The sequence below is a fragment of the Burkholderia sp. IT-111MI5 genome (assembly GCF_949752865.1).
In the GTDB taxonomy this organism is placed as follows: Bacteria; Pseudomonadota; Gammaproteobacteria; order Burkholderiales; family Burkholderiaceae; genus Burkholderia; species Burkholderia pyrrocinia_C.
This window is the reverse complement of record NZ_CATKIF010000073.1, coordinates 111,307-128,368: the sequence shown is the minus strand read 5'-3', so window position 1 is coordinate 128,368 and position 17,062 is coordinate 111,307. Positions and strand designations below refer to the sequence as shown.

At 67.3% G+C, this 17,062-nt stretch carries 13 protein-coding genes and 1 pseudogene; 8 read left to right on the top strand and 6 right to left on the bottom strand.

Features of this window, described 5'->3' with window-relative positions; all coding sequences use genetic code 11:
• Positions 1-61: 61 nt before the first annotated feature.
• Positions 62-1,210 carry a WD40/YVTN/BNR-like repeat-containing protein gene (locus tag ACM6JT_RS35005; RefSeq protein WP_414858186.1) on the top strand — a complete coding sequence of 383 codons (1,149 nt, stop codon included), beginning with the start codon at positions 62-64 and terminating at the stop codon, positions 1,208-1,210.
• 45 nt (positions 1,211-1,255) lie between these two features.
• Here the strand turns inward: ACM6JT_RS35005 and ACM6JT_RS35000 are convergent, their stop codons facing one another.
• Positions 1,256-2,218 carry a LysR substrate-binding domain-containing protein gene (locus ACM6JT_RS35000; RefSeq protein WP_131947437.1) on the bottom strand — a complete coding sequence of 321 codons (963 nt, stop codon included), beginning with the start codon at positions 2,216-2,218 and terminating at the stop codon, positions 1,256-1,258.
• 147 nt (positions 2,219-2,365) lie between these two features.
• On the opposite strand from ACM6JT_RS35000, the gene ACM6JT_RS34995 reads away from it, so the two are divergent.
• A complete protein-coding gene (locus ACM6JT_RS34995) occupies positions 2,366-2,791 on the top strand; it encodes a PACE efflux transporter (protein WP_414858185.1) in 426 nt (141 codons plus the stop codon).
• A 124-nt stretch (positions 2,792-2,915) separates the two neighbouring features.
• Here the strand turns inward: ACM6JT_RS34995 and ACM6JT_RS34990 are convergent, their stop codons facing one another.
• The 4 genes and pseudogenes from ACM6JT_RS34990 to ACM6JT_RS34975 all read right to left on the bottom strand — a co-directional run.
• On the bottom strand, positions 2,916-3,863 hold the full coding sequence (locus ACM6JT_RS34990) for a choline ABC transporter substrate-binding protein (RefSeq protein ID WP_034180834.1): 948 nt from the start codon (positions 3,861-3,863) through the stop codon (positions 2,916-2,918).
• Between the two features lie 105 nt (positions 3,864-3,968).
• A complete protein-coding gene (locus tag ACM6JT_RS34985) occupies positions 3,969-4,967 on the bottom strand; it encodes a GlxA family transcriptional regulator (RefSeq protein ID WP_414858184.1) in 999 nt (332 codons plus the stop codon).
• Positions 4,968-5,076: 109 nt separating this feature from the next.
• Entirely contained in the window at positions 5,077-5,973 is an 897-nt protein-coding gene (choW, locus tag ACM6JT_RS34980; protein ID WP_034180836.1) for a choline ABC transporter permease subunit, read from the bottom strand.
• Positions 5,966-7,423: pseudogene (locus tag ACM6JT_RS34975) on the bottom strand (quaternary amine ABC transporter ATP-binding protein); the annotation flags it as partial. The gene choW and the pseudogene ACM6JT_RS34975, both read right to left, overlap by 8 nt.
• A 366-nt stretch (positions 7,424-7,789) precedes the next feature.
• On the opposite strand from ACM6JT_RS34975, the gene ACM6JT_RS34970 reads away from it, so the two are divergent.
• Positions 7,790-10,774 (top strand): DUF2339 domain-containing protein, encoded by a 2,985-nt coding sequence (locus ACM6JT_RS34970; protein ID WP_414858183.1) that lies wholly within the window; start codon positions 7,790-7,792, stop codon positions 10,772-10,774.
• Positions 10,771-12,126 carry a DUF3999 domain-containing protein gene (locus ACM6JT_RS34965; RefSeq protein WP_175750139.1) on the top strand — a complete coding sequence of 452 codons (1,356 nt, stop codon included), beginning with the start codon at positions 10,771-10,773 and terminating at the stop codon, positions 12,124-12,126. Before ACM6JT_RS34970 ends, ACM6JT_RS34965 begins: the two co-directional genes overlap by 4 nt.
• 342 nt (positions 12,127-12,468) lie before the next feature.
• On the opposite strand, the gene ACM6JT_RS34960 is transcribed toward ACM6JT_RS34965, so the two are convergent.
• Positions 12,469-13,257: a GNAT family N-acetyltransferase gene (locus tag ACM6JT_RS34960; RefSeq protein ID WP_105390272.1), complete on the bottom strand. Its 789-nt coding sequence runs from the start codon at positions 13,255-13,257 to the stop codon at positions 12,469-12,471.
• A gap of 281 nt (positions 13,258-13,538) precedes the next feature.
• On the opposite strand from ACM6JT_RS34960, the gene ACM6JT_RS34955 reads away from it, so the two are divergent.
• From ACM6JT_RS34955 to ACM6JT_RS34940, 4 genes are all read left to right on the top strand, one after another.
• Positions 13,539-13,844, top strand: a complete 306-nt coding sequence (locus ACM6JT_RS34955) for an NIPSNAP family protein (RefSeq protein WP_034180841.1) — start codon at positions 13,539-13,541, stop codon at positions 13,842-13,844.
• Between the two features lie 311 nt (positions 13,845-14,155).
• The gene (locus ACM6JT_RS34950) at positions 14,156-14,806 is read left to right on the top strand and encodes an NADPH-dependent FMN reductase (protein ID WP_034180842.1); all 651 of its coding nucleotides are present in this window, start codon (positions 14,156-14,158) and stop codon (positions 14,804-14,806) included.
• Between the two features lie 263 nt (positions 14,807-15,069).
• Positions 15,070-15,288: a hypothetical protein gene (locus tag ACM6JT_RS34945; RefSeq protein WP_034180843.1), complete on the top strand. Its 219-nt coding sequence runs from the start codon at positions 15,070-15,072 to the stop codon at positions 15,286-15,288.
• A 95-nt stretch (positions 15,289-15,383) separates the two neighbouring features.
• Positions 15,384-16,286, top strand: a complete 903-nt coding sequence (locus tag ACM6JT_RS34940; RefSeq protein WP_034180844.1) for a hypothetical protein — start codon at positions 15,384-15,386, stop codon at positions 16,284-16,286.
• The last annotated feature ends 776 nt before the right edge of the window (positions 16,287-17,062 follow it).

The window sequence follows — 17,062 nt, the reverse complement described above, 5'->3', positions numbered from 1 at the left end:
TTATGCATCAGCCCCGACCAAACGCCGACGCACCCGGCCAGGCAATCAGGAGACATCCAACATGAACGATCGATTGCTCGTCGCCACCCGCAAGGGTCTGTTCGTTCTGCAGCCCGACGGTTTCGGCGGCTGGACGCTCGGCAAACCGCATTTCGTCGGCGAACCGGTCAGCATGGCACTCGCCGACCCGCGCGACGGAACGCTGTACGCCGCGCTCAACCTCGGCCATTTCGGCGTAAAGCTGCATCGCAGGCGAGCGGGCGCCACCGACTGGGAAGAATGCGCAGTCCCCGTTTATCCGCCGCAGCCTGCCGACGAACCGCCCGCCAGCGCCGTCGCCCGTGCCGGCACGGGCGACGCTGACGACGAGCCCCCCGCCCCGCCGCAGCCGCCCTGGACGCTTCAGCAGATCTGGTCGCTCGAAGCCGGCGGCACCGACGAGCCGGGCGTACTGTGGGCCGGCACGATACCCGGCGGGCTGTTCCGCTCCGACGATTACGGCGACTCGTGGGTGCTCAACCGCCCGCTGTGGGATCGCCCGGAACGCGCCGAGTGGGGCGGCGGCGGGTACGACGCGCCAGGCATCCATTCGGTGATGGTCGATCCGCGCGACAGCCGGCACGTGACGGTCGGCATCTCGTGCGGCGGCGTCTGGCAGACCATCGACGGCGGCTCGACCTGGCGCGTGACCGCCGACGGCATGGAAGCCGACTACATGCCGCCCGAGCGGCGCGGCGAGCCGAACGTGCAGGACCCGCACCGCGTCGTGCAGTGCGCGGCCAACCCGGACGTGCTGTGGACGCAGCATCACTGCGCGATCTTCCGCTCGACCGACGGCGCCGCGCACTGGCGGCGGATCGAGGCGCAGCCTTCGAGCTTCGGCTTCGCGGTCGCAGTGCATCCGCACGAACCGGACACCGCGTGGTTCGTGCCGGCCGTGAAGGATGCGTGCCGGATTCCGGTGAACGGCCAGTTCGTCGTCACGCGCACGCGCGACGGCGGCCGCAGTTTCGAGAGCCTGTCGAACGGGTTGCCGGCCGCGCCCGCGTACGACCTCGTGTACCGGCACGGGCTCGCGGTGGACGATTCCGGCACGCGCCTCGCGATGGCGTCGACGACCGGCGGGTTATGGACGTCCGGCGACGGCGGTGACAACTGGCAGATGGTGTCCGCGCATTTGCCGCCGGTGTATTGCGTCAGGTTCGGGTGACGGCGTAACGCGGGCACCCGGAGGCCGACACGTCCGGGTTTCCGGTCACTCGCCGGATCGCGCATCCATAGGCTCGTCGGCGCAGCCGTCGCCCGGCGCCATCCGCGCCACCGCCGCACGCGTGTGCGCGATTTCCGCTTCAAGCCAGTCGAGAAACCGCCTGACCTGCGGCTCGCGTTCCCGCCCGGGCCGGCACAGCGCGACGAAGCGCGCACCGTCGAGCCGCACCGACGGCTCGATCGGCATCAACGCGCCGCGCTCGACGTGCTCGGCCACCAGCACCGAACTCAACAACGCGACGCCCTGCCCGAGCAACACGGCCTGCAGCGCGTATTGCTCGTCGTCGTAATGCCTGAACACCGCGCGTTCGAGCCACGCGTCGCGACCGGCCGCGCGACACCACGACGCCCAGTCGATCGACACGGGCAGCGGCGTATCCCACACGGTCTCGATCAAGTCGAGACGCTCGTCCGAACGATGCGCATCGAACCCGGCAGCCGCATACGCACCGAAATACTCGTCGATCAGCGCAATCTCGTGCAGCGCCGGAAACGTGCGCGACGTCGCGCGAATCGCGAGATCGATCCGCGCGTCGCGTTCGAGATCGGCGAGTGCGTTGCCGGTTTCGACCTTGATGTTCAACTGCGGATCGACGCGGCGGAACCGGCCCAGGCGCGGAATCAGCCACATCGCTGCAAATGCGGGCGTGGTGGTCAGCACGAGCGTGCGCTCGTCGGCCGCTTCGGGCCGCACCGCATCGAGCCCGCGGCTCAGCGCAAGCAATGCATCGTGACTCGCGCGAAACAGCCGCTCGCCCTCCGCCGTGAGCCGCACGCCGCTCGCGCCGCGCTCGAACAGCAGCACGCCGAGCCGGCTTTCGAGCGACTTGATCTGGTGCGACACGGCGGCCGGCGTCACGGACAGTTCGTCCGCGGCGGCCTTGAACGTGCCGAGCCGCGCCGACGACTCGAATACACGCAATGCGGTCAGGGGAATTTTCGAGAACACGGAGCCTCGCGGGCCGGATGCGGCCGGGTTGAATTCGATTCAATCGGGGTGAGATTAGGTGAATTGAAGCAGGCGTGCAACGCGAATAGCCTTGCGGAACGTCGCGGCACGGTGCCGCGGCGGTTGCCGTCGAACCGGAGAAACCACGTGCAAGGCCTACCGCGCAGGATCACGCAGGCGGTGCTCTACGAAGCGATCGCCATCTCCTGCATCTCGCCCGTAATCGCGGCGATCTTCAAGCAGGACCTCGTCTATTCGGGCGCGCTGTCGGCAACGATGTCGGCGATCGCGCTGCTGTGGAACATGATCTTCAACGCGCTGTTCGAGCGCTGGGAAGCATCGCGCCGGCAGCCGGCGCGCACGCTCGGGCGGCGGATCCTGCACGCCACCGGATTCGAAGGCGGGCTGATCTTCATGCTCGTGCCCGTGGTGTCGTGGTGGCTCGACATCTCGTGGTTCGACGCGTTCGTCGTCGATATCGGGCTGTTCGCGTTCTTCTTCTGCTATGCGTTCGTATTCCAGTGGGCGTTCGATCGCGTGTTCGACGTGCCGGCGGCGACGAAGGGGATGTGACCTTCGTCCTCGCGCGCTGCTTCGCCACACCAAAAGCAACGCGGCCCGCCCGCACGATGCGGGAGGGCCGCGCTTCATCACGCCGGCGCGCCGCCTTCAGCAGGCGCGCCAGCCACGTCGACGCTCAATGCACGCCGAGATACGCCTTCACCGCCGGCAGCCCCGGCTTCCCGTCGAGCGTCGTCACGCCCGCGAGCCACTTGTCGAGCGCCTGCGGGTTCGCCTTCAGCCACGCGGCGGCCGCCTTGTTCGGGTCTTCCTTGTTCATGATCGGCATCATCACGTGATTCTCGATCGTCGTCGTGAACTGCAGGTTCGACACGAACTTCGCGACGTTCGGGCAGCGCTGCGCGTAGTCGGGCGGCGTTGCCGTCAGCACCTTCGCCTCGCCGTAGTTCGGGCCGAATACGTCGTCGCCGCCGCTCAGGTAGTCGATCTTCATCTGCACGTTCATCGGATGCGGTTCCCAGCCGAGGAACACGATCCACTGCTTGTCGCGGATCGCGCGGTTCACCTCGACCAGCATCCCGGCCTCGCTCGACTCGACCATCTTGAACTTGCCGAGGCCGAACTGGTTGCCGTCGATCATCTTCTTGATCAGCAGGTTGCCGTCGTTGCCCGGCTCGATCCCGTAGATCTTGCCGTTCAGCTTGTCCGCGTACTTCTGGATGTCCGCGAACGACTTCAGGCCGCCCTGGTACACGTAGTCGGGCACCGCGAGCGTGTATTTAGCGCCGGTCAGGTTCGGCGTCGAGAGCACCTTGATCGTGCCGGCCTTCGTGAACGGCTGGATGATCGGGTCCATCGTCGGCGACCAGTAGCCGAGGAACACGTCGATCTGCTTGCTCTTGATCCCGGCAAACGTGATCGGCACCGATGCGATCGTCTTCGTCGGGCTGTAGCCGAGCCCCTGCAGCATCGTCGATGCGAGGCCCGTGGTCGCCGCGATGTCGGACCAGCCGACGTCCGCGAAGCGCACGTTCTTGCATACGGGCGGATCGGCCGCATAAACGGCCGACATCGGCGCGGTTATCCCGATCCCGCACACCGCTGCGATCAATAGGCGCTTCATCTTTCTTCTCCTCAAAGTGATGTCGTTTGCATGAATGCGGGATCGTTTATTGAAGCCGCGCGCCGCGATCCCGGCGGCGACGCGGACCTTGAAGACTACGGACAGTCAGCGCCCCGGCAGCCTGCGCTCGTAGCTCGGCGCATGGCCGAACTGCGCGCGGTACGCCTTGCTGAAATGACACGGCGAATGAAAACCGCAGACCGTCGTCACGCGCGCGATCGACGCATCGGTCGTGCGCAGCAGGTCGCGTGCGCGTTTCAGGCGCAGTGTCAGGTAATAGTGGGTCGGCGACACGTTCAGGTACACCTTGAACATCCGCTGCAGGTGCCGCTGCGACAACCGTACGAGCCGCGCGAGTTCCTCGAGCGACAGCGGCTCCTCGATGTTCGCCTCCATCAGCCGCACGACCTCGATCAGCTCCGCACGCGAGAAGCCGACGCGCGCATCGACGGGAATCGGCTGCGTGTCGGTCGAGCTGCGGATGCGCTCCAGGATGAACTGCTCCGACACCTGCGCGGCAAGCTGCTGGCCGAACCGCATGCCGACGAGGTTCAGCATCAGGTCGAGCGGCGCGGTGCCGCCCGTGCAGGTCAGCCGGTCGCGGTCGACGACGAACAGCTCATCGGCGAAGCCGACCTGCGGAAACTCGGAATGCAGCGCGGACAGGTTCTCCCAGTGCACGGTGCAGCGATAGCCGTCGAGCAGCCCGCTCGACATCAGCGCATACGCGCCCGTGCAGATGCCGCCGAGCGGCAGCCCGCGTTCGGCGAGCGCCGCGAGCGTATCGCGCGCGCCCTCGTCGACCACATCGCGGATGCGGATGCCGCCGCACACGATCATCACGTCGGGCAGGTTCTCGTAGTCGAGCGCCTGCGTGGGCCGCACCGCGATGCCGTTGCTGGCATGAGCCGGCGCGCCGTCGAGCGAGTAGATCGACCACTTGTAATGATCGGCGCGCCCGACGTAGTTCGCCATCCGAAGCACCTCGACCGCGCTCGAAAACGCGATCATCGAGAAGTTCGGCAGCGTCAGGAAGCCGAAATGGGCGAGGGACGAAACCGGTGAAACGCAGGCGGCGGGCGCGACAGCGGCGGCGGACGTCACATCGGACTCCTGTCGAACAGGTTACGAGCGGCCAGCCCCGCGGCAAACGCCGCGGAAGCGGTTATCGAATCAGGGAAGGCGGCCGGAAGACGGGCCGGCCGCCGGTCAATCAGGCTTGCGCGGGTGTGGCCTTCGCGCGAAAAAGCTGCTTGAGGCCCGAGAACAGCGGCGATTTCACGGTGCCGGGTGCACGGCCGAAGCTTTCGGTGATGCGATCGAGAATGATCGCGAGCAGCACGACCGACAGACCGCTTTCGAAACCGAGGCCGATGTCGAGGCGCTGGATACTCGCGAGCACGTCGTTGCCGAGACCGCCCGCGCCGACCATCGACGCGATGATCACCATCGACAGCGCCATCATGATCGTCTGGTTCACGCCCTGCATGATCGACGGCAGCGCATTCGGGAACTGCACCTTGTACAGCAGTTGCCACGGCGTGCAGCCGAATGCCTGGCCGGCTTCGACGATCTCGCGGTTCACGTGGCGGATGCCGAGGCTCGTCAGGCGCACCGCAGGCGGCATCGCGAAGATCACCGTCGACAGGATCCCCGGCACGCGGCCGAGACCGAACAGCATCGCGGCCGGAATCAGGTAGACGAATGCGGGCATCGTCTGCATCAGGTCGAGGATAGGACGCACGATCGCGGCGACCCACTTGCTCTTCGCGGCCCAGATGCCGAGCGGGATGCCGAGCACGAGGCTGATGATCGTCGACGACAGCGTGAGGCCGAGCGTGATGACCGTCTGGTCCCAGAAGCCCGTCGCGAAGATCAGCAGCAGCGACGCGGTCGTGAACAGCGCGAAACGCCAGCCCACCCGCCATAGCCCGACGCCGATGAAGATCGCCATCATCAGCCACATCGGGATCGCTTGCAGGCCGTGTTCGACGAGCGCCGCGAGGCCCTCGATCGCCTGGCCGATCGCGTCGAATGTCTTGGCGTCATGGTCGAGCAGGTAGTGAACGGACTGGTCGACCCAGGTACCGAGCGGAATCATTTCAGACATGGGAACCTCGCGAACGCGTGATGGCTTTCAGGATGAGTGCGCGGTCGACCGAGCCGCAGTAGCAGCCGTCGTCGTCGACGACGGGCAGTGCGTTCGGGCTCGCCACCACGCGGGCGACAACGTGATCGAGCGTCGCGTCGCGGCGAATGCTTTCGATCGGACGGACGGACGGCGACGCATCGCCGATCGCGTCGCGCGTGACGAAGCCGCGGATCTTGCGTTGGCCGTCGAGCACGAACGCGTATTCGTCGCTGCCGTTCAGCGCCGCCGCGACGTTCGCGGCATCGCACTTCGACATGGTCGGCACGGCACCCGTCTGCATCAGGTCGCCGGCGGTCAGGTAGCGGCTCGTGTCGATGCCGTCGAAGAACGCGCGCACGTAGTCGTCGGCCGGGTTCGCGATGATGTCCTGCGGCGTGCCGACCTGCACGAGCCGGCCGCCTTCCATGATCGCGATGCGGCTGCCGATGCGCAGCGCTTCCTCGAGATCGTGCGACACGAACATGATCGTGCGGCGCTGCTCCTTCTGGAGCTGCAGCAGCACGTCCTGCATCTCCCTGCGCTTGAGCGGATCGAGCGCGGAGAACGCCTCGTCCATGATCATCAGCGACGGGTTCACGGCCAGCGCACGCGCGAGGCCGACACGCTGCTGCATGCCGCCCGACAGCTCGGACGGCAGCTTGTGCGAGAACGGCGCGAGGCCGACTTGCTCGAGCACTTCCATCGCACGGCGCTCGCGTTCCTTCTTGCCGACGCCCGCGACCTCGAGGCCGAACGCGGCGTTCGACACCACGGTGCGTTGCGGCATCAGCGCGAACGACTGGAACACCATGCTCATGTCCTTGCGGCGCAGCGCGGTGAGCGCCGAGCGGCGTGCCGACGCGACGTCGAGCCCGTCGATCAGCACCTTGCCGGCGCTCGGATCGACCAGCCGGTTCACGAGGCGGATCAGCGTGGATTTGCCGGAGCCGGACAGGCCCATCAGCACGAAAATTTCGCCTTCCTGCACATCGAAGGAGACGTTGTGTACGCCGACGACCTGACCGGTGCGCTTGAGCACTTCGTCCTTCGTCGCGCCGGCGGCGAGCATGTCGAGCGCCTGCTTCGGGTTGTTTCCAAACACCTTGCACAGACCTTCGACTACGACCTTGGGGGCATCCATCGAAACCTTCTCCTCGTGTAGCGGGGACTCACGCGAGTCATAGCGTGCCTACATAGTTGCTAGAAAAAACCCCGGCCTGCCGACGAATTACGACAAACGCTTGCGCAAATACGACACGGCCTCCAGCCCCGCCAGGCGGGCCGCGGCACGCGGCGCCCCCCGATTGCGGCAGCGCAATACGCGCACACCCAATAACGACGGGCATCGCACGCGGAGCTTGTGCGCAGCAGCGCGGCGCGAATCGCATGTTTTTTCGCGCCAATCCGCATCGGGCGCGCGTCGTTTTGCGACAATTTCACGTCCGATCAGCCGGCGTCGCGACTGTCGTCAGATCAATGCATCCCGGCGGCCGTCTCGCCGTGCCTGTCGGCCCCCCGCAAAAAGCATGACCGTACAGAAAAAACCGTGCCGCGCGATCGTCATCAACGAAGATCAGGCACGCATCGGGGCCTCTCCGCAACCCAGAAAATCCCGCATGCCCGCTGTGATACATTGCCGGCAAACACGCCGATCGCGCTGTTGCCGCGCGCCTCGCGCACGACGATCCGCCAACGGCGCGCATGCCGGTTCGCCTGCCGGCCGTGCTGAACCCGCCTCGATCCGGCGCGAACCGCGAGCGAAGGACGATAACGATACGAGAGAGGGAGTAAGGCGTTGAACTGGGCATTCGCCGTAATCGGCTTCATCGTGGGCGGCATCGCCGCATTGATCGGGGATTTCTCGGCCGCGAACGGCTCGCTGCTCGGCGCCGTCGTCGGATTCTGCATCGGTCACGCGCTGCGGCAACACAAACCCAAAAACGACAGCGCCGCGCCCGACGCGTTCGCGATGCCCGCGACGCCACCGCCGCTCGTCGATCGTGTCGCGCGCCTCGAAGCGACCGTCGAAACGCTCACGCGCGAACTCGATTCGCTGCGCGGCCAGCTCGCCGGCGCGAAGGCCGGTGCGGCCGCCGCCGGCAGTGCCGCGCAAACGCCTTTGTCCGGCGCGGCCGGCGCCTCGTCCGCTCCGCTCTCACCCGCTGCTTCGGCAACGCCACCGACACCGCCTGTGCAACCCGCAATCGCAGCCGCGGCGCGCGCGGGCATGCCGGCATCGACATCGGTGCCGACGCCGGCCGCGGCACCGGCAACCGCAGCGGCCGCCCCCGTTCTCGCCGCCGCCCACGCAACGGCGAACGCGCCCGCAACTCCCGTCCGCCCCACCCCGCCCGCACCGCGCGAACCCGGCATCGCCGAACGTGCATTCAGTGCCGCGCGCGACTGGCTGCTCGGCGGCAACACGGTCGTGCGCGTCGGGATCGTCGTGCTGTTCTTCGGCGTCGCGTTCCTGCTCAAGTACGCGGCCGACAACAACATGCTGCCGATCGAATTCCGCCTCGCGGGCACCGCGCTCGCCGCGGCCGCGCTGCTCGCGATCGGCTGGCGCGTGCGCGCGCGCCGCGCCGCATACGGCCTCGTGCTGCAAGGCGGCGGCATCGGCATCCTGTACCTGACGATCTTCGCCGCGACCAAGCTCTATGCGCTGCTGCCCGTCGGCGCCGCGTTTCCGCTGATGGTCGCGGTCTGCGCGCTGAGCGCGTTCCTCGCGGTCAGGCAGAACGCGCTGCCGCTCGCGTTCATGGGCAGCGCGGGCGGCTTTCTCGCGCCGGTGCTGCTGTCGACCGGCCAGGGCAACCATGTCGCGCTGTTCAGCTACTACGCGCTGCTGAACGCGGGCATCTTCGCGATCGCGTGGTTCAAGGCATGGCGCCCGCTGAACCTGCTCGGCTTCGTGTTCACGTTCACGATCGGTTCGGCGTGGGGCGTGACGGCCTACCGCCCCGCGCTGTTCGCGAGCACCGAGCCGTTCCTGATCCTGTTCTTCCTGATGTATGTCGGCATCGCGCTGCTGTATGCAGTGAAACGCGAACTCGCGCTGCGGCACTACGTGGACGGCACGCTCGTGTTCGGCACGCCGATCGTCGCGACCGCGCTGCAGGCGTCGCTCGTGAAGGGCATGCCGTTCGGGCTCGCGTGGAGCGCCGTCGCGCTGTCGGCGTTCTACGTCGCGGTCGCCGCATGGCTCGCGCGGCGCCGCGACCGTCTCGCGCTGCTGTTCGAAGCGATGCTCGCGCTCGCGGTGATCTTCGCGACGCTGGCCGTGCCGCTCGCGTTTTCCGGCCCGACGACGAGTGCCGCCTGGGCGATCGAAGGCGCGGCCGTCGTGTGGCTCGCGGTGCGCCAGAAGCGCCTGCTGCCGTTCGGCTTCGGCCTGCTGATGCAGGTCGCCGCGGCCGGCGCGTTCTTCACGAGCCTGCTCGGGCCGGCCGACGCAACCGCGCTGCCCGTGCTCAACGGCCCGTATATCGCGATGCTGCTGATCGCGCTCGCCGGCCTGTTCACCGGCTGGTGGCTGCACGGGCGCGGCGAAGCGCGCGCGTGGCATGCGTGGATGCCCGAGATCGGCGCCGCGGCCGCGGCATGGGGGCTGCTGTGGTGGGTGAGCGGCGGGCTGCACGAGATCCTCGTCTACGCGAGCCGTCACGTCGACCTGCATGCCGACCGCTTCGTCGTCGACGCAACCGCGCTGTTCGCGGCCGGCACCGCGTGGCTCGCGCACGTCGCGCGCCGCCGGCTGGCATGGCCGCTCGCGGAATGGCCCGCGCTCGCGCTGACGCCGGTGCTGGCGCTGCTCGCGTTGCGCGCGTTCGACGCGTACGAAGCACCGCTGTCGGGCATGGGCGCGTTCGCGTGGCCCGTCGCCGTCGGCGCGGGTCTTGCGCTGCTGTGGCGCCAGTCGCGCGGACCGGCAAGCGCCGATGCCGCGCAGGGTGCGGCATCCGGCATCGGCCCATCCATCGCCGCAGGCGTGATCGCGCCGCTGCATACGCTGATGTTCTGGACGCTGTGCGGGCTGCTGTCGCTCGACGGCTTCTGGCGCCTGCGCGCATTCGTGCCCGAAGGCGCGTGGAGCTGGAGCGCGTGGGCCTACGGTTTCGGTGCGCTGCTCCTGCTCGTATCGGGCCCCGGCTCGCGCCTGCGCTGGCCCGTCGCCGCGTTCCCGCGCGCTTACCAGGTGTGGGGCGCGGCGCCGCTCGCCGCGCTGCTGTGGCTGTGGAGCATTGCCAGCGTGACAAGCGACGGCGACGCATCGCCGCTCTTTTGGCTGCCGCTGCTCAATCCGCTCGACATCGCGCAGTTCCTGGTCTTCGTCGCATTCGCCGCGTGGCTGCGCCGACTGAAGACGCTCGGCATCGCGTGGCATCCGCGCGCGGTCGACTATGTTGCGATCGCAACCGTATTCCTGTGGTTCAACGCGCTGATGCTGCGCACGCTGCATCACTGGGCCGGCGTGCCGTACGAATTCGGTGCGATGGCCGAATCGACGCTCGTGCAGGCGTCGGTGTCCGTGTACTGGACGGTCTGCGCGCTCGCGACAACGATCTGGGCCACGCGCCGCGGGCTGCGCCCGCTGTGGTTCGTCGGCGCCGCGCTGCTCGCGCTCACGGTCGTCAAGCTGTTCCTGTTCGACCTGTCGCACGTGACCGGCATCGAGCGCATCGTGTCGTTCATCGGCATCGGCGTGCTGCTGCTGTTGATCGGCTATTTCTCGCCGCTGCCGCCGAAGGCCGCGGCCCAACGGGACGACCCGCAATGAAACGACTCGCCGCCCTGCTCGGACTGAGCCTGCTCGCGTCGTTCGCGGCCGCCGACGGCACGCCGGGCGCCGGGCGCGTCGCGCAGCGCTTCTCGCTCGACCTCGACGGCAACGCCGCGTATTACCAGCTCACCGTGCCGCAGCCCGTGTATGCGGCCAGCCGGCGCGACGACCTCGGCGACGTGCGCGTCTTCAACGGCGCGGGCGAGCCGGTTCCGTATTCGCTCGACGCACCCGCCGCGGCCGCGCCCGCCGTGCCGACGTCGCGCACGCCGGTGCACTGGTTCCCGCTGCCGCCGGTGCGCGCCGATAACGGCAACGCGCCGCTCGGCGTGACGGTCGGCCCGGACGGCTCGCTGCGCGCGGCCGTCGCCACGCCGGCACCGGCAAAGCGCGGCGCGGATCTCGTCGACCTGTCGCGTGCGAACGGCGACATCGACGCACTGCTCGTGCACGTGGGCGACGACAGCTACCAGGGGCGTGTCGCCGTCGATGCCAGCGACGATCTGCGCAACTGGCGCTCGCTCGGCAGCACGCAGTTGCTGAAGGTCGGCCGCGGCGGCGACATGCTGGTGCAGGAACGCATCGCACTCGACGGTGCGGCGCCGCGCTACCTGCGGCTGGACTGGCTCGACGGCGCGCCCGCGATCGCGTCGATCGACGTCGAGACGCATCCGCGCGACGCGCGCGGGACGGACACCGCATCTGTGCCGCGCCAATGGCGCGACGCCGCGCACGTACGGGCCGGCAGCACGCCCGGCGAGTATCTGTTCGACACCGACGGCGCGTATCCGGTCGACCGCGTGCGCATCGACCTGCCGCAGCCGAACACCGTCGCGCGCGCGACGCTGCAAAGCCGCGCCGACACGCAGGCGCCGTGGCGCGACGTCGCAGGCGGCGTGCTGTTCCGGCTGCAGGGCAAGGCCGGCGAGCAGCGCAATCCGCCGCTCGAGTTCGCGGCGAACACGGATCGCGCGTGGCGGATCGTCGTCGACATGCGCAACGGCGGATTCGGCGCCGGCCAGCCGGCCGTCGCGATCGGCTGGCATCCGGCGGCGCTGACCTTCGTCGCACGCGGTGCGCCGCCGTTTACGCTCGGCGTCGGCGATGCGTCGCTCGTGTCGTCGGCCGTCGGTCGCGATGCGCTGCTGGTCGGCATGGCACCCGAAGTCCGGCCCGCGCGCGTCGGCACGGCGCTGCCGGTATCGGCGGTCGCGCCGGCGGCGGCCGATACGGACGCGAAGCGCCGCTACGTGCTGTGGGCGTCGCTGGTGATCGCGGTCGGTGCGCTCGGCACGATTGCCTGGCGGCTTGCGAAAAGCGGCGGCGAGTCACGCAACCGCGACGAGTGACGCGACTCGCCCGCCGCGTGTCTTTATGCAGCGTTTATCCGGCACACCTATTTCTTTCGACGGTCGCAACGCGTCACTGCGACGAACCGTCGTGACGGCGTTCGGCTTCGCTCTTCGCTGGCCGACACCATCGCGCGCACGATCGCGCAGCATCCGTTTTCACTTGAACCATCTTGTGAAGGTTCGCGTGAAGATCGCGGCAAAGCATAAAAAGCGCGTAAACATCGGTTTCGCCGCGATGCGGCGGGGGTGTCTGATGGGCCGTACACGAGCGGAAGCGCCACACTCCGCTCATACGACGTTTACGCGGTAAAACCGGGAAAAAGAGCCGGTGCGCGGCGCTCAACCGAACGTGTAGCGCCCGTGCTGGCGCGGCCGCCACGGCGTCGAACGGCAGCTCGCGGCGCCGGCCGCGCGGCGCGCCGCCCATCCCGCGCCACGGCGTACGCGCGGGTCGCGCCGTGCCACTGCCACCACGCGTGCCGGCAACGCATGCGCCAGACGCCGCACGGCTGCCACGCGCACGGCCAGCCGCGACGCAGGCGACACGCGGCGCACGACCTGCGCGACGGGCCGCTTGCAGAGGATCGCACTGTCGTAGCGCTTGCCGGCGAAGCGCATCACGTCGACGACCTCGAAACCCTGCGCGCCGTAGAACGCCAGCAGATGCGACGCGGGATGCGGCGTATCCAGCGCGAGCAGCGTATAGCCGCGCAACGCGGCCCACTGCTCGGCGAACGACAGCAGCAATGCGCCGATCCCGCGGCTCTGGCAATCGGGATCCACGGCCACCTGGCGCACGCTCGCGACGCCTTCCTGCCGGTACAGCGAGCAGGCCGAAGACGGATCGGTCCCATACAGCGTGGCCGTGCCGATCACGCGTCCGCCACGCACGGCGACGTAGCACTCGCCCGCTTCCGCGCGACGGCGCGTGACGTCCTCGTCCTGATCGACGCACGTGCAGTTGAGCCCCATCGCGCCGAGCCGCGCGAACGCGCGATGCAGCATCGGCGTGAGTTGCGCATAGCTGTCGACTGCCGGATCGAAACGCCGTACGACCACCCGGTCGGCGCACGCGGAAGGCGGCGCAGCAGGGAGACGTTCGGCAATCGCGTTCCAGGGTATCGACATCGCAGTGCTCCGTGGTTGGGATGCCCGAAGTCTAGGAGCGCGCCGACCGCCCTCGCAAGAAAAAATGTCGTAAAAGTTCGGGGAAACGCGCGCGGAAAAAACGGCGGCGACGGTACGTTCCGCCGCTCTGCCAGCGTCGTTGCGAACGCATGAAAATGCGCCGATCGTTGTTCGCGCAAGCAATGAATCCCGCGACGGCGTCGACGCCCCGCAGGTGCTCCGTTGACACCTGCGGCGACGCGATCCAGACTCGCTGTTCCGTCACCGCACCGCGAGCGCACATGGTCACCTGCTTCCTCCGCTACGTCATCGATCCGTACAAGCTCGACCAGTTCGAAACCTACGGCAAGATGTGGATTCCGCTCGTCGAAAAGTTCGGCGGCACGCATCACGGCTATTTCCTGCCGTCCGAAGGTGCGAACGACATCGCGCTCGCGATGTTCTCGTTCCCGAGCCTCGCCGAGTACGAGCGCTACCGCGAACGCTCGAAGGATGATCCGGCATGCCAGGCCGCGTTCCGCTATGCGGAGGAAACGCGCTGCATCGTCAGCTACGAACGCAGCTTCTTCCGGCCGGTATTCGAGTAACCGGCGACGTCCGCCGGCATCGCGCCCCTTTTCCTGACCGGGACGAAAAAAAGCCCCGCCTGCATCCGCGCGGCGGGGCCAACCCATGTCAGTAGAGACATTCATGGAGGAGACGGGCCCATCTTATCGACCGCGGCGCACCGTCCCAACCAAGCATTTCTGCTATCGATCTGCGCGGCCGCGCACACGATTGCCCCCGCCGCGCGGCATATCGATAGAACGAAAAGTCGTTTTCAGAGTGGCGATGGGGTCGTTACCATCTGGTTTTAAGCCTGTGCTTAGCCGGGCAAGCCATCCCCGAGGAGCGCCCCTTGACTGCATTCGATCAACACCGCCGCCCGTTCGTCGTCGGCATCGGCGGTACCACCCGAGCAGCGTCGTCGACCGAACGCGCGCTGTCGTTCGCGCTGCGCGGTGCGCAAGCCGCCGGCGCACGCACGCGCCTGTTCGACGGCCCGTTCCTGCATACGCTGCCGCACTACGCACCCGAACACAAAACGCTGACCGACGCGCAGCGCGAACTGATCGACGCCGTGCGCCAGGCCGACGCGATCATCATCGCGACGCCCGGTTATCACGGCGGCGTCTCCGGCCTCGTGAAGAACGCACTCGACACGCTCGAGGAACTGCGCGCGGACGAGCGCCCCTATCTCGACGGCCGCGCGGTCGGCCTGATCGTCACCGCGTACGGCTGGCAGGCAGCCGGCACCGTGCTGACGTCGCTGCGTTCGATCGTCCATGCGCTGCGCGGCTGGCCGACGCCGTTCGGCGCGACCGTGAACACGCTCGAAACGCGTTTCGAAAGCGCCGACAGCTGCTCGGATCCGAAGGTCGTCGCACAGCTCGAGACGGTCGGCGCGCAAGCCGCCGAGTTCGCACTCGCATTCGCGTCGCATCGCGCGACCACGCACGCGGCATCGGTCGACGCGCTCGCCCCCGTGCTGAAGGTCGCCAACCAGTAATCCCGTTCACTCCGCCGCCCGCGCCCGGCCGACAAGGTTCGCCGTGCGCGGGCGGCGCGTCTTCGGACGCGCGGCGATGTGCAGCGCGCGCCGGCACCGCGCTACGCACAAACCACACCGACGCTTCGCGTCGAATCCCCTTCCCCGGCATGCCCCGTCGATATCGATTCGGCCCGCCGCGTGATTTGCATTGGCCGAAAGATTGGTTCACGCGGCCTGCGGGTTTTCGTACGCTGAAAGTCCGAACTTTCTCCGCGCACGCCATGAACCGTACGATCCGCTACAAGGGCTATGAAGTCGCCCCCGCCGCCGCCCGGTTGCCGAACGGGCTGTTCGCCGCCAACCTGACGATCGAGCGGGCGGGCGGCGGCCCGTCGCCGCGCTCCGTTTCGTTCGACGCGATCGACTTCTTCTTCGAAGAGGAACACGCGCTCGCCTATGCGTCCCGCTGGGGCCGCCTCTGGGTCGACACGCACGCGTGACGCACGCGTGGCCGGCGTGCGCATGGCCGCACGAAAATACGCGTTTACGGAAGCTATGCAAGAATCTTTCGACCCGTAATCGCATAACAACAGCCATGACTGACACGCTGCAGGAAGAGCACGCAGCCGCAGATCACGCGATGCGCAACTGGACCTTCGAGAGTCAAGGTCCGGTCAGGATCGGTTCCGATGCGCACAAGCAGATGTTCTGTCGCATGCTGCTCGACACACACAACCCGTACAAGCCGGCCGTGATCGACTGGCCGGCGCTCAAGCCCGACGAGCTCAGGCGGCTCACGTCGCTGCCGATCTGGGACATCGCGGTGCAAACCGAAGGCCGTGCATCGATTCGCGTCGCGACCTACGCAGCGACGATCGACGATCCGCTGCTGCGCCGCGCGCTCGAGATGGACGGCGGCGAGGAAGCGCGCCACAAGGTCGTATTGTCGAAGCTCGTCGAGGCCTACGGCATCCGGCTCGCGCCCGAGCCAGCCTACCCGGCGCCGAAGGACCCCGAGTGGTCGTGGATGATGACGGGCTTCAGCGAATGTATCGACAGCTTCTTCGCGTTCGGCCTGTTCCGCTCCGCGCAGCGCTCCGGTTATTTCCCGCCCGAACTCGTCGACACCTTCGAGCCGGTGATCCAGGAAGAAGGCCGCCACATCCTGTTCTTCGCGAACTGGTACGCGTGGTACTGGCGCACGATCCCGTGGTGGCGCCGGCCGTGGTTCTTCGCGCGCGTCGCGGCCGTGTGGGTGCACCTGATCCGCGACCGCATCGGCATCGCACGCGGCATCGATGCCGACGGCGTCGCGCGTGACGCGAACTTCCCGGCAACCGGCACCGCCGACATCGGCGATGCGCTGAACCCGCGCGAGCTGATCGAGCTATGTCTCGTCGAGAACGACCGGCGGATGGCCGGTTACGACAAGCGCCTGCTGCGCCCGATGTTCGTGCCGCGGATGGCGCGGTTCGCGCTGCGGTTTCTCAAGAAGTAAGGTCGAGGGGCGCGGCCACCGGCATGCGGGCAAGCCTCTTCGTGCTGGGCGTGGGCTGATCGTCGCCGCTGCGGCCGATTCGATCCGGAACGCTTGCGTCGCACTCCGGACGAATCGACGCCCCTCCTGCTCGAAGCCGGCTCATTGCATGCGGTGAGCGACCGCTTCGGCTCACATCCGTGGACCGAATGTGGCGCGCCCGATACATCTTCTCCCGCCTTTTTTCCTCCGACGATTCGGCGCGCCCACGGCGTGAGGGCGCTGACCAATGGTCTTTGACGCCCCTGTCGAGACGCCACGCGGGACACCGCTGCGGGGCCGTCTCCCCGGCTGTCCGGCATGCCTCTCAATTTCGCTCGGAAACCGGCATCACCGATATCGTCAATAGGACAAATCCGATAGTTGGACTCCAAGACTCCAATCTGTCGCTTTGTAGCAATTTTCGTAGCAATTTTTTACAAATTCGACGACCCAGCCGGCCCGGAACGCCCGCCGCACGGGCAGCGACGGCGGACGAGATGCGCAAATCGGCACAGACCGATATTCGTCATTTCGAATTAAATTGATTTATACAAAATCAAATAAAACAAAAATCAATCAATCATCAAATCACAACTTAATAAGAAAACAAGACATTCAATACATTATCAATCCGCGCGCCATCTGACATTACAAAAATGAAAGAATGATCTCGCGCGCAAACGTTTGCTATTTCATTCGTCTTACGTATTCGCCCATTTCTTGTGTCATCTACCGCACAAAACACACGCAAGTCA